General features: G+C 44.9%; 12 protein-coding genes and 1 pseudogene. 6 read left to right on the top strand and 7 right to left on the bottom strand.

The features are described 5' to 3' along the window. Positions 1–64: 64 nt before the first annotated feature. Positions 65–691, bottom strand: a complete 627-nt coding sequence (locus LNL84_RS08015; protein ID WP_244356700.1) for a response regulator transcription factor — start codon at positions 689–691, stop codon at positions 65–67. 424 nt (positions 692–1,115) lie between these two features. On the opposite strand from LNL84_RS08015, the gene LNL84_RS08010 reads away from it, so the two are divergent. The 5 genes from LNL84_RS08010 (at position 1,116) to LNL84_RS07990 (ending at position 4,984) form a co-directional block, all read left to right on the top strand. Then, positions 1,116–1,487 carry a hypothetical protein gene (locus LNL84_RS08010; RefSeq protein ID WP_244356698.1) on the top strand — a complete coding sequence of 124 codons (372 nt, stop codon included), beginning with the start codon at positions 1,116–1,118 and terminating at the stop codon, positions 1,485–1,487. A 142-nt stretch (positions 1,488–1,629) separates the two neighbouring features. Further along, a complete protein-coding gene (locus LNL84_RS08005) occupies positions 1,630–2,991 on the top strand; it encodes a DUF1800 domain-containing protein (RefSeq protein WP_244356696.1) in 1,362 nt (453 codons plus the stop codon). 12 nt (positions 2,992–3,003) lie between these two features. Then, positions 3,004–4,140 carry a DUF1501 domain-containing protein gene (locus tag LNL84_RS08000; RefSeq protein ID WP_244356694.1) on the top strand — a complete coding sequence of 379 codons (1,137 nt, stop codon included), beginning with the start codon at positions 3,004–3,006 and terminating at the stop codon, positions 4,138–4,140. Positions 4,141–4,142: 2 nt separating this feature from the next. Next, positions 4,143–4,619 (top strand): MEKHLA domain-containing protein, encoded by a 477-nt coding sequence (locus LNL84_RS07995; RefSeq protein ID WP_244356692.1) that lies wholly within the window; start codon positions 4,143–4,145, stop codon positions 4,617–4,619. Further along, the gene (locus LNL84_RS07990; protein WP_244356690.1) at positions 4,616–4,984 is read left to right on the top strand and encodes a hypothetical protein; all 369 of its coding nucleotides are present in this window, start codon (positions 4,616–4,618) and stop codon (positions 4,982–4,984) included. Before LNL84_RS07995 ends, LNL84_RS07990 begins: the two co-directional genes overlap by 4 nt. Before the next feature lie 19 nt (positions 4,985–5,003). On the opposite strand, the gene LNL84_RS07985 is transcribed toward LNL84_RS07990, so the two are convergent. The 6 genes and pseudogenes from LNL84_RS07985 to LNL84_RS07960 form a co-directional block, all read right to left on the bottom strand. After that, entirely contained in the window at positions 5,004–6,164 is a 1,161-nt protein-coding gene (locus LNL84_RS07985) for an MFS transporter (protein WP_244356688.1), read from the bottom strand. A 265-nt stretch (positions 6,165–6,429) separates the two neighbouring features. Continuing rightward, positions 6,430–7,290: a LysR family transcriptional regulator gene (locus tag LNL84_RS07980; RefSeq protein ID WP_244356686.1), complete on the bottom strand. Its 861-nt coding sequence runs from the start codon at positions 7,288–7,290 to the stop codon at positions 6,430–6,432. Positions 7,291–7,624: 334 nt separating this feature from the next. After that, on the bottom strand, positions 7,625–9,169 hold the full coding sequence (locus LNL84_RS07975) for a cryptochrome/photolyase family protein (protein WP_244356684.1): 1,545 nt from the start codon (positions 9,167–9,169) through the stop codon (positions 7,625–7,627). After that, positions 9,166–10,537 (bottom strand): annotated as a pseudogene (locus tag LNL84_RS07970) (DASH family cryptochrome). The gene LNL84_RS07975 and the pseudogene LNL84_RS07970 overlap by 4 nt, the downstream one beginning before the upstream one ends. 118 nt (positions 10,538–10,655) lie before the next feature. Then, positions 10,656–11,291, bottom strand: a complete 636-nt coding sequence (locus tag LNL84_RS07965; RefSeq protein ID WP_244356682.1) for a 3'-5' exonuclease — start codon at positions 11,289–11,291, stop codon at positions 10,656–10,658. Between the two features lie 138 nt (positions 11,292–11,429). Next, entirely contained in the window at positions 11,430–12,428 is a 999-nt protein-coding gene (locus LNL84_RS07960) for an NADP-dependent oxidoreductase (RefSeq protein WP_244356680.1), read from the bottom strand. Positions 12,429–12,559: 131 nt separating this feature from the next. Between LNL84_RS07960 and LNL84_RS07955 the strand changes: the two genes are divergently transcribed. Then, on the top strand, positions 12,560–13,465 hold the full coding sequence (locus LNL84_RS07955) for a LysR family transcriptional regulator (protein WP_244356678.1): 906 nt from the start codon (positions 12,560–12,562) through the stop codon (positions 13,463–13,465). The last annotated feature ends 111 nt before the right edge of the window (positions 13,466–13,576 follow it).

The raw sequence follows: 13,576 nt of genomic DNA, 5'->3' as shown, positions 1-13,576 counted from the left end.
ATTGCACCGAGCTTAGATGAATCTTCTTTGAGATGTACTGATATAGCTAAGCCTATACGATCTATTAACTGGCAAGTTGGACTTCTGAACCGACAACCTCATGACTACTAAGAAGTTCGACGATGGATCCGACCTGATATTTATCGAGTATGCGTGATTTGTATGTGCTTATGGTTTTGGCACTCAATCCGAGAAACTCTGAGATTTGCTTGTTGCTGTAGCCTTTTTTCAAATAGTTATAAACTACAGTTTCTCTTTGTGATAAGACGAGATTACGTTTTGAGCATCGATAGTCTGTTTTAAATAGATTATGACCACGTGATACACCACAAATGGCATCTTTGATGAGAGATGGCTCTTCCGATTTACTAATATAGCCATTAGCTCCGAGCTTGTAGGCGGTTTCGGAGTAGATTGGGTAGCCATAGCTAGAAACGTAAATAGCTTTACCTGAATACCCCATTGCGTAGGCTTTACGCAACAGTTCATATCCATCGGCCTGATCAAGGTTAACATCAAGAACAATGAGACCAATATTATTGGTTTCAATGAGCTTTAGAGCTGTTTCGACTCGACCAGTCTGGTGTACAAGGTTGTAGTTGCCAAGATCTGACAGTATACGAGAAAGACATTCTCGTATGAGTGGGAAACGGTCTACGACCAAACAATCTATATCATTTATATACGACATGATGATTTCACTTTGTTGAGCTATGCCTATATCTCTAATGGATAGACAGTTGCTTAAATAGCATTTAAAAACGACAGAAAAACCACACTTTTAGTGATAAGTGCAAGTCAAAGTATTGACGGGGTGGAGTATAAGGATAAACGCTTGGAAGGTCTGGAATATGGTGTATTCCATTTTGGAATTTTTGTAGGAAAAGAGAGTGGTGCCGTCACGAAAGCAACACCAGTTTGTGACGAAGATATGAATTCGCATTTTTGACTCTAGCGCCCGTATTAAGGCAAAAGGAACTCGTTTTGTGTAATAACGTGATCTTGCCGACTTCAAGGTAAGCACGTATGTGCTAAGAATATTAACTGCGTGATGATGATACAGATAAAGTACCGCAGCGAAATTCACTATCAAGTTTACGGTTTAAGGGAGCATAATGCGAAAATCAGCAGTCATCCGATTGGGAATTATATGGACGATTTTTGTCAGCATTTTTTATGCATCATTTGCCAAGGCCGAGCTGAGTTATACGGTGCAGACCCGGCTTTTCTATAAAGAGCGGCTATTCGTTGAACCTATCTGGAACTTAACCCCAGGGATCAGGCGTACCGTTCGCATCGATCCACAACATACACTTTCTGTGTTGTTAACCGAGTTGTCTAACAGAACGATTCAGCTAGAAACCGAACTTGAGGCCAATAACGTTGATTATGCGCCAGTGTTTGTCTTGTCACCAAACGATAGAGCAAAGCTGGATTTGGGGCTTTGGGATTTTTCAGTCAATGTCGTGGTTAATGCGATAAAGTAAATACATAAAAATACCAATAAAACACTGTCTTTGCGTCAAGCTTCTTGCTTTCAAACTTCGCGGTTTGCCCCTATCTGTTAAACTTACAAATGACGCTGATTAGCATATGGTAAGGCAATTTAACTGACCTAGAGGTGATCCCATGGAGAGCGCTTGGTACCAGAGCAGGCAAACAGTCAACCAGCAACGGTTTGGTTTGGGGGCTCGCACGGATTCTACAACCCAGGTTGCGGAGCCTCTACAGCAGCTAAAGCTGTCACATTTTGTTCACTCTTCCATCGCTCATCTACCCTCGAGTGCTGCAGTGCTAGCCGTTTTTTTTGAACTGACTGAAAAACGTAAGCAAGCAACGTCAGACAGTGAAAAACGCGCGATCAGCAAATCGATTAACCAACAAATTCAAGGCCACTTCCGCAATTTAATTCATGCTCGAAATTTGCAAACCTTATACACACCCTATGGCTTTCAAGAGCGCATAGTGCAATTTTGGAGCAATCATTTCGCGATCTCAGCAGACGTTCGTCGAGTTAAGCCTATCGCTTCATCGCTCGAGAACGAAGTGATACGTGCTCATTGGGATCGTGACTTTCTATCGATGTTATTGGCCGTCAATCAGCATCCTGCGATGTTACTTTATCTGGATAACCATCAATCAATTGGACCGAATTCGAAAACTGGAAAAAAGAGAAATAAGGGGCTGAATGAAAATCTCGCAAGAGAGATATTAGAGCTTCATACTCTGGGTGTGAATGGGGGGTATACTCAAGAGGATGTGTTGGCGCTCGCTAAGGCCATTACAGGGTGGAGCCTGAGTAACAAAACCTTTGAGTTTCAATTTAAAGATCAGCTCCACGAACCGGGCGGTGTGAATATCCTTGGTAAGGAGTACACCCAGCCGGGATTGATTCAGGGTGAAACGGTAATCTCTGATTTAGCGAATAATCCGAATACCGCTAAACACATCGTCGACAAGCTGGCGTACCATTTTCTGGGCACTGAGAGTGAAAAGGTGGCGCAATCTATGTTATCAGCTTGGTTAGAGAGCGAAGGTTCGTTACTGGCCGTCTACCAAGCCTTACTGACTCATCCTTCTGCCTATGAGCCATTTAAGCGAAGGTTTCGTACCCCAAATGAATGGTTTTTTGCCGTGTTAAGAAGTGCGGCGATTGAACCAAGCGCAAAGCAAATGCAGGGGATGTTGCGTCAGCTCGGTCAAGAACCTTTTATGGCCTTGTCTCCCGCAGGTTGGCCTGATAGCGATGCCGATTTCAACAGCCCTTCGGCATTAACACAGCGCTGGCAAGTGGCAAACCAGGTGGCTCAGCTTCTAATGAATTCATTGAAAGCGGGTGAAATAAGTGCAAGCGACAAACTGACAGCTATGATAGAGATGCTCTACGGCAGCACTCTTGAACAACACACGCAGGTTGCTATTGAAAATGCACCTGATCCTCTTTCAAAATTTGTTTTACTTTGGATGAGTCCTCAGTTTCAGTATCGTTAACAGGTGGGACTAATGATTACCAGAAGAGAAGTTTTACAAGGTCTGGCTTTTGGATCTTTAATTTCAGTTTTCCCATCGTTGTCACTGGCTCGCTCCTCGTTATCAAGCAAGCCTCTGGTCTGGATCACTTTAAGAGGCGCGATGGATGGATTGAATGTCGTGGTTCCTTATGGGGACAAAGATTATGCCGGTTTGCGGCCAAATATAGGTTTATCTTTGGCTGAGGTGAATCAACTGGACGAGTTCTTTGGACTTCACCCCGCGTTACAACATGGCTATGAACTCTATAAAAAAGGCCAGGCCAGCTTTATTCACGCTTGCGCGACCGGCTATCGAGAAAGGTCTCATTTTGATGGGCAAAAAGTATTAGAGAATGGGACGCTGGATCCCATGGCAATGGAAGGTTGGCTAAATCGCTATCTGTCACTGAGTCAACACAACCAGGCAATAGCAATAGATTCAGGGATCCCGTTAATTGTGAGAGGGCAGCAAGGTGTGAGCAGTTGGTATCCTCACAAGTTGAGAGCTAAGCAAAAACAAGCGGAGTTACTTCGCGAGTTGTTTCAGTCGGATGCTGAATTGGGCGAAAATTTTGACTCCGCCATGGCAGTCGATGCGATGGCGAGTTCATCCTCCCAAAGCAAACATTTTAATAATCTAATGTCGCAGGCCGGGAAGTTTCTCAGTACCCCAGAGGGACCAAATGTGGCGGTTCTAGAGTTAAGTGGCTTCGATACTCACTCGGGGCAAGGCAGTGTGCAGGGGCGTTTAGCCAGTAAATTGCGCCAGTTAGACAAGGGCCTGTTAGCTTTGCAACAATCTCTTGGTGAGCGCTGGAGCGAGACTATAGTGATTGCTGCCAGTGAGTTTGGTCGAACGGCAAAAGAAAATGGCACAAAAGGAACCGACCACGGCACGGGCAATGCGCTTTTATTGTTTGGCGGTGCACTCAATCAGTCGAAAGTCACAGCAAATTGGCCCGGCTTGTCTAAAGAGTCCTTGTATCAAGAGCGAGATCTCGCCGCAACGATGGATATTAGGTCGATATTGAAAGGTGTCCTTATTGAGCATATGGGCGCGACCCAGCCACAGGTCGAAGCCGTATTCCCCGATAGTGTGGATTTGAAACCTTTAGCCGGAGTGGTGTAATCATGTCAACACCACTGTCAACACCACTGTCATCATTAACATTAGAGCAAGCCAAACTCATCTGTAATAATTACGCACGCCTTTTTGATCGTAAGTTGGTGGAAAACACCCAGGGCGATGAAACACTCGTAGAGAAACTGTGGCATGCGCCATTTGTATTGCTGTCTCACGGCAATGAACAGGAGCCAATATTTAACTTTGCCAACCAGAATGCAATCACACTCTTTGAATTCCCTATCGATGAATTATTAAGACTACCTTCCAAATTGTCGGCTGAACCAGCTGAACAACTACAACGTGAGCAGTTGTTAAAGCAAGTCAGTGAACACGGGTATATCGATAACTATTCTGGTGTCAGGATTTCATCCACGGGCCGCCGCTTTCGCATTGACAATGCGATAATTTGGGATCTATTTGACGAGCAAGGGCAATATCAGGGGCAAGCGGCGATGTTTGAGAAGTGGGTATATTTGCCATGAAACACGTCATTTTTGCACTGATGTTGCTGGTGGTTGCTTGCGCTCATGCATCATCACCTGAAGCATGGGAGGAGTTTCGCAATGATGTGGAAAGTAAGTGCCTAACAGCGGCTGAAAGCTACGTGCGCGCTGCAAATGTGACTGTCGATCCTTTTGGCAGTGAGAAGTATGGCGTAGCGATTGTTTTCGGTGAATCCAACGATTCCGGTTCATCGGTCGCGCTCGTATGTCTTTACGACAAGCAGACGAAAGACGTCGCGCTATACGCGAAAAGCCCTATAGAACCACCAGAAACGATTAAAGTGAAGCGAAACGGTGATTCCAGGTGCAATGAGGCAGTACCACTCAAGTCACGGCCTCATTAGTATGTTTTGACTTGGTTGATCATTCACCAGCCATAAGCTGTTTATGACCTTTAATGCTAGATAGCAACATGTAGATTGCCGTTGCCATTAAAGTCGCAAATAAGTAGCTCATAAGGCCCTGACTATCAGTCATGAAGTTATCAGCTAGGATCGGACCAGAGACTGAACCTAGGCTGTAGCAAAGTAACATCACTTGAGTTGCAGAAATGATGTAACTTTCGTCGAGTTTTTCACATCCCAAATTAATCGCAATCGGGTATAAGGCAAATGTCGCCATTCCAATCAGAAATAAACTCCCAGCGAGAACGGTTAATTCGTTGCTCAGAATAATCAAACCAATGGCAAAGACACCCAGCAAACAAAAGAGCCCCATTAGTAGTGTTCTGCCGGCATACTTGGCGAAAACCGGCACTATGGGTTGAACCGCCATACCACCCAAAATAACTAACGCCATCAACGCGCTTAACTGCGATTGGGAAATGTTTCGGTTTTGCAGTTCAACTGGCAGCAGGCCATATATAGCACCCAATGTTAGACCCGAAACGATGCAGCCGATGATCGCAGCGTGACTGAGCTTAGAAATTTGCTTTAGTGACAATGCCTGTGAGTGCGCACTTTCAGGTTGACGAGTCGGAATAAAGGCCAACACCGCTATGGCTGAAAATAGCATCAATAAAATCGTCAAAAATGGTAGGTGACCTTCTGTACCGACAACCCCAATAAAAAGTTGCCCAAGCGCAGCCCCGCCATACAGTGCACCCATATATAGACCTAGTCTTTTTGCACGGCCCTTCTCGTCGCCGGTCATCAGCCAGGATTCAACGATGACAAAAACGCCCGCAACAGCAATACCTGCTATGAAACGTGCCACTAACCAAAACCATGCATGGGTGAAAAGTGGAAGTACAACGATGGTAACAACAAATAGCGAAAGACAAAGGATAAACGCGAAACGATGACCAATATGTTTGACTAGTGATTCAATAAAAAACGCCCCAAACAAAAGTCCGGCATAAAACGCGCTTGCTAACCAGCTAGCATAGCGACTTTCAATCCCATACTCACTAAGCACTAAGGGAATTAGGCTCATTAAATAGCCGGATGCTATAGCATAGAGTGCCAAAGCCACAACAGGCACTTTAAAACCAGCTTGAGTTGGGTGTTGAATAGCGTTTTCCACGACGAAGCCTCCGGTTGTGAAAGGAAAAGCAAAACAAGTGAGTATGCAAATTTCGGCGCAAATATGAGGCTTGGCCACCAAAGAGTAAAATGAAAAATAATTGTCCTAATGACAAAGAATTTTTATTGAATAGCAACCAAATTGGTAGGCAAGGGGGAGTGATGATTTAAGGCGAAGATAGGACAATTTTTTGATGCACTAGAGTCAGCAATGAAAAGGGAATATGAGCTTATATGTCAGTGGTATTAGTGAACTTATTGGCAAATTAAGTTTGATGTCTCAGCATGGCAAGATAACGCTCCCTTGCTGGGTTTTTAATTTTAGGATTCCAAGTCAAACCAACTTGCCAATGACAGTGTTTTCCCTCTAGAGGGAGGAAAAGCGTATTTTCGTCACCAAGGCTGCGAGCGCTTAATGGTACAATGGTGAACCCCATATTTGCTCTTACCTGTGACAGCAAGGTCAAAAGGTCATCGGCATACTGGCTTGCTTTTGGTTGCAATTTGAGTTCGAGTGCGGCTTTGTCGATTTGACGTTGGAAACCTTGCCCTCTGTCAGGGTTCAGAGCCAAATATGGCAATGAGCGTACAATAATATCTGGCGACTTACCTAAATGCTCCTTGTGTACGGCGATACATAAGGTTTCTTCTTTAATGGGTATAGAAGTCAATGGTGGTGGTACAGGTAGGGGTATGTAAGCGAGGTGCAAATCTCCGGACACAAGTTGCTCTATTTGGGTCTGTGTAGGAAGATCGTTGAGAGTGATGTGGACGTCTTCGGTGCTTTGTTTAAACCTTGCAATGTGGCTTGGGGCAACCCCGAAGGTAGATACCCCAAATCCGATATGTAGATAACCGGATAGACCAGCGGCGACCTGTTCGGACAATTGATGGAATTGCTGGGAACTTTCTAGAACCCGTTTGGCTTCGGGCAATAAACACTCACCGACGATCGACAGTTTTGCACCAGTACGATTGCGATCAAATAGTGTTGCTCCGACATCGCTTTCTAATCGATAAATTTGCTCTGTCAGCGTTGATTGAGTGACCGCGAGAGCATCAGCGGCTTCTCGGTAGTTTTGATATTTTGCTAGCGTGACAAATGCGTTGAGCAATTCGATATTCATGATCCCCATGTGGTATCAGATAACAAGAAAGAAGAAACCTGCAGAATCAGTATAGTTACGGCATAAGGTCTCATTCAATTGAAGCCTACCACTAATGTAAATAGTACACCTTTTCCAATGGATCGTTTTTCAAGGAAAAAACCAAGATCATCAAGTTTAACAATGCCAGCGACTTTCGACAGTATAGCGACGTCATCTATCACTGTAGTGATATCATCTAATAAGGTAAGTAGGCTCAATCCAGCATAGCACGACCATTTCATGCAATGAATGTGTTATTAACTGTAGCACCGAGTCGTTCGCTGGATCGGACAAGGTTTGTTTTTTATTCAAATCATAATGAATTGACGTGCCTGAAATAATGATTGGCAGTCTCGAGTATGGAATGCTGCTCTGCTTCATCCATATTATCCCATGAACCGTAGATCATTCTCACGCGAGGGTTTTGCCATAGCCTTTCTCTATGTTTAACCATGAAACGCCAATATAAACTATTAAAGGGGCACGCATTTTCGCCTGTTCTTTTCTTGTGGTCGTAGTGGCAACCCTTACAATAGTCGCTCATTTTGTTCACATAAGAAGCGCTGGCCGCATACGGTTTTGTGCCGACAATACCGCCATCTGCGAAAAGCGCCATTCCTCGTGTGTTTGGCATTTCTACCCATTCAATGGCGTCGATATAGATACCCAAGTACCACTGTTCCACCTGTTGAGGGTCTAACTCGGTAAGCAAGCTGAAGTTCCCGGTTATCATTAAGCGTTGTATGTGGTGGGCATAAGCATGATCGAGGGATTGGGAGATGGCCTGATTTAAACATGTCATCTTGGACTTACCAGTCCAGAAAAAGTCGGGCATGTTTTGGTTCGCCTTCAGTACGTTGAGATCTTGATAATGGGGCATGTTCGCCCAATAAACACCACGAATATACTCGCGCCAACCAAGTAGTTGCCTGACAAAGCCCTCTAACTGCGCAATATCGATGCTTGAGTTTGACTTAAAGGCAGCAATTGCTGCGTCGATAACTTCTCGTGGATGCAGCATCTTGGTGTTGAGCGAAAAGGAAAGCCTGCAATGGTATAAGCTCCACTTGGCTAGATGCTCTTTAGTCATAGCATCTTGAAAACGACCGAAATTGGGTAAACAAACTTGGCAAAAATGGGCAAGCAGAGCCAGACTCTGAGAGCGGTTAGTAGGCCAAATAAGAGGCTCGTTAAGATGACCAATGGTCTTTATGTTATGTCGCTCAAGACGAGCACAGATCTCTGAAGTATCGAAAGAAAACAGTAAGGGTGAGGGCAACTGCTCAATGTCGTCAGGTTTCAGTTTCTGTCGGTTATTTTTGTCGAAGTTCCATTTCCCTCCTTCAGGTTTGTCTCCTTGCATCAATATGTTGTGTAAGCGGCGCATCTTACGATAGAAATGCTCCATAACAACGTGTTTCTTGGCGACGAAATAGTCAGGGATGTCTTGAAAGGGGAGAAGAAAGTGCTCTGTTTCTGCCATGCTCGTTGTTGCGTTGGTCAGCTCTAAGTCTGCCAGCTGTTGAGCGAGTCTAAATTCATCTGGCCTTTGATATTCGAAGTGCGATGCTTGATGGGCGTTTATTAGGTGCTGAATAAGCTCGGAGAGCTCAGAAAATGGCTCGGTCTCGTTGAGTGTCAGGTGAAGAACCTGATGCCCCTGACTTGTTAGTGTGTCAGCAAATGCTTTCATCGCTGCGAAAAAGGCACAGATTTTTTGGATGTGATGACGAACGTACGTTGATTCTTGTTGTAACTCCGCAATGACATAGAGAACCGATTTGTCAGGTTGTTGAAACCAAGAATGATTGCCATCAAGTTGGTCTCCTAAAATGAGCCGAATGGTGGTGTACTTCATGACTGTCCACCTTGTGTGTCATTACTATTTATAGATTTAGGCGAGCGAGTTACGCATTCCGACGAGCGAGACAAATTGTGATGACCTTCGTTAAGTGCTCCGCCGTTTCCTTGCCACTTGGTGATAAAGGTCAAATCCGGATCATAGAGTTGCGTTTGTTTAGCCAAATCGAATTGTCGTCCACCTCTGGGATCAGGGCCAACACCGGCGATGTACTGCCAGTTTCCCCAGTTTGAGGCAGTGTCGTAGTCGATGAGTTGAGATTCAAAATATGCCGCACCATAGCCAATCTGTAGAGAGTTCGTTGACAAGGCAGCTGGCGACCAGTTGTCTGCCTCGGTTGCTGATGTAACCCGTTTGTCTCAACTGTTTCATGCAGGCGTTAACAATCGGATAAGCAGTTGTACCGTGAACCCATTGCTTAAAATGTTGCGCATAAAAACTGGTTAAAGGTGGTGAGTGATTAACGCCACGCAATTGGAAAAGTTTGTAACCAACTTTTCTTGCATACCAGTAAAAATATTCGCGCCATAAGAGTTCAAAATAAATCCAATAGGTAGAGTCGTTGGCACCATGTTGATTTTCATAGTTTTTGAGTAGTGAGAGAATGCGCTGTGGCGAAACCGAGCCCAATGCCAGCCAGGGAGAAAATCTGGTTGTGGCGCTGAGATCATCGAGAGCATTGCGTGTCTGTTTGTAATGACTGGCAAAACGATGGGAAAAATAGTCCTTACAGTGTGCATTACCAGAATGCTCACCGCCTACAAAGACGTTGCTTCCAGAAGATGTCGCGCCATGAAAAGGTGCGTGAATACGAGCGATAGAGGGTGTTGGAGGGAGTTGGTTTACTAAGGCAAACTGATGCTCAAGCTTCAATTCTTCAACTTTTTTTCTGAACTGGGTAAATGTCGCAGGCAGCTGGTGAATATCAAAGGGAAGCTGTTCTTCGTTAAACAGCATTCGCGTATTCATTTGTATCACATGTAGTTCACTGTAGCGTTTGGTGAGACACTCTACAGTTGATTGTTCGTCGTAACCGGCAAACGCATCACAGTACAAATGAGTGATATTTTGACGAGATATTAGCTCTTTCAAAACCTCAAAAGGCGTTCCTTCGATAACAAAAAGACGTTGTCCAAACTTAGCAAGAGAGTTGGAGACATCTGCTAGTGATTGTTGTAGAAATTGAATTCTAGCCTGACTAAATTGACTTTCCTGGGAGTAGTGTTTTAGATAGCGACTGAATGAAGGCACAACATAAACACACAGCAAAGCATCGACTTCAAGCGACGCTTTAGCAAGTAGCGGATTATCCTGTACGCGTAAGTCACAGGTAAACCACAAAAGGCCTGTTTTCGTTCCCGACATAAAAGTAATGCACCATGCTTGTAGGAGTTACTTAGTGCTTACGTAGACCATCGATAAAACGTTCAACTTTGACTGAAGCTGTATCTTGGAAAGGTGGATATTGTGTGTTTTTTACTTGTTAACACGTTTTATCAGAGAATTTTCTTAATGTCGCAGCGACCGAAGCTTTAGGCGTCTTGGCGATTTTTTTCATAAGTGCAAAATCGGGTTCAGTAATACCAAAATCTCGCGCTAGCGTATTTAGTAACACAAGCCATAAAGAAGCGGTGACTTCAGCATCGGCTAACGCACGGTGAAAAACACCGTCGTTATCGATGTTATGGTATTGCACTAATTCACCAAGCTTGTGAGAGGGAGCGTCTTGGGTTAGGCGGCGTGAAACTAACAAAGAACAGGCGAAGCTGCCATCATAATTGCGACTAATCTTTTCGAGTTCTGCGTCAAGGAAGCGTTGATCGAAAGACGCATTATGAGCGACCAGGTTACTGCCCTGGATAAAGTCTGAAAATTCGGACATTACCGTTTCGCAATCATCAGCGTCAGCTAGCATTGAATTAGATATTCCGGTGTAGCTTTCAATGAAGCCGCTAACACGAAAACCTGGATTCATCAGGCGTTGGAAACGATCCACGACAATACCGTTTTCAAGTTTAACAGCACCAATTTCAATGGCGCGGTCGCCTTGATTAGGAGATAGACCTGTAGTTTCGAAGTCGAGAACAATTACAGAGCGGGCAGTGAGGTTTGAAGACACGTAGAGTTTCCAGCTTTAGTCGATAAAGAGCGGCTAAGTCTAACGTGATTTGGAATGTGTGCGAAGCGATTCTTACAGATAGTAGGCTTCGAGCCTGGGTAGCAAAGTGGAAGGTTCTGCTACCCAGAATTGTACGTCTTACAGTTTGACGATCAACTTACCTTTGTTATCGCCAGTCAAAAACAAATTTAAGCCAGTCATCGCGCTTTCCAAACCGCTCAATATATGTGTACGGTATTGGATTTTTCCTTGCATAACGTAAGGTGTCAGTTTACCGAGTAATGCAGGTACATCACCAAAATGGTCAGGCATTGCAAAGCCCTGAACGGTAATACGTTTAGTGATCAGTCTGATCCAGTTTGGGCCAAGCGCTGGTGTTTCTGCTGTGTAATCAGCGATCATGCCACAAACCGCAATTCTGCCGAAGGTGTTCATGCGATTAAAGATATGATGCTGTATCGGACCGCCCGTGTTTTCAAAGAACACATCAATGCCATCTGGTGTTAATTCGGCAAGTTGTTGTTCAAGGTTGTCTGATTTATAGTTGATGGCGCCGTCAAAGCCCAATTCATTGACAATCCAATCGGCTTTCTCGTCACTGCCCACAATCCCAATGACGCGAAGACCATCGGCCTTTGCTAATTGACCAACGATAGACCCAACAGATCCCGCTGCGCCAGTCACTACGATCGTTTCGCCTGCTTTCGGTTTGCCGATATTGTACAGCCCTTGCGTGGCGGTCAATCCTGGAAGCGCAAATACTGCTAGAGCCGTTTCAGCGTCTACACCAGGTTGTACTTTGTTCAATCCCTGGCCATTGCTGACAAGGTACTCGGTCCAGCCCATCATTCCCATAACGTTGTCGCCCACGGAAAAATCAGGGTGATTAGATTCGATAATTTCGCCAAATCCACTAGAGCGCATAGTTTGGCCTAGTTCGACACGAGGAATGTAGCTGTTGGTGTCCGGGCTCATCCAGCCAATCATCGCTGGATCAAGAGACATGTGCGTTTGTTTTACCAAAATTTGCCCAGGGCCTGCGGCTGGGATCTCTTTTTGTACGGCTTTAAATAGGTGAGCACCAATTACGCCATTCTCTGGGCGTTGGTCTAGTAGAACTTCAGTGTAGAGCGCCATCTTTACTTCCTTAATCTTGGTTTTGTTATGTGTGTATCTAAATGATGTCTCCAATATTACCTATTTATTTAGTAAGATATAGACAGTTAAATGGTAATCTCTATTGTCTTTTTGACAATAATTAGGTGTGTATGGATCAATTAAGAGCGCTTAAGTACTTTGTAGCCACGGCTGAAGCCGGGAATTTTTCGGTAGCTGCCAAGCAGTTTGGCGTGCCTGCGTCTTCAATTTCGAGAAGGATCGCCGATCTTGAAGCAAGCCTTGGGGCACAACTGCTTACTAGAACCACCCGAACGGTATCGCTAACAGAAGTCGGCCAACAATACTTGCAGCAGGTAGCAGGGTTGTTAGATCAGTTAGAACAGTATAATCAATCAGTTAGGGACTACCAAACCGTGCCAACTGGGCGCCTGAAAATAAGCTCGATGGTGGGGTTCGGTGAACAGATTCTGATCCCGATATTGGATGAGTTTTCCACAGTATACCCCGATATTTTGCTGGATGTTTCTTTAAGTGATGAGCTTTCTAAATTGGGGCGAGACGACGTAGATATTGCAATTCGTGGTGGATTTGCTCCTGATGAGAGAGTGGTAGCCATTCATCTAATGGACAATCGGTTTGTAGCGGCAGCATCCGCCGGATATTTGCAAAGGCAAGGGCGGCCAACAAGCACCAGAGAGCTCGTTAATCATCAAGGACTGTATTTTAAAACGCCTGTTGGGCCCACGCCTTGGCTAAGTGAGATACAAGGACAGTGGCAGGAAGTATCAGGCCCAAGTGTACTAACGAGCAATAACGGGAAATGGCTAGCACGTAAAGCGGTTGAGGGGCATGGTATTGTCATGATGCCTCGCTGGGCACTACAGCCTTATTTTGAGAGTGGAGACCTGCAGATCCTCCACTTTGATGAGCCATTAAGTATTACTCAGAATCAGGATCTTGGTGTATACATGCTCTATCAAAAACTGGCTTATTCAACGCCTAAGGTGAAGGCCGCAGTTGATTTCATTACTGCTCGGGTTAAACAAAATGCGTGAGCGAACTAAGTTAAGCTTCTGAATGATGGTGTGTCCAGGACCCGGTTAAAGTCATCGTGGCTAATGTGCTTTGGCCCACCAGGTCAGATCTGTCGCCGACATAATCTGACC

The organism is Vibrio gelatinilyticus (genome assembly GCF_022836845.1).
GTDB classification, from domain to species: Bacteria; Pseudomonadota; Gammaproteobacteria; order Enterobacterales; family Vibrionaceae; genus Vibrio; species Vibrio gelatinilyticus.
This window is presented reverse-complemented; position numbering and strand designations above follow the sequence as displayed.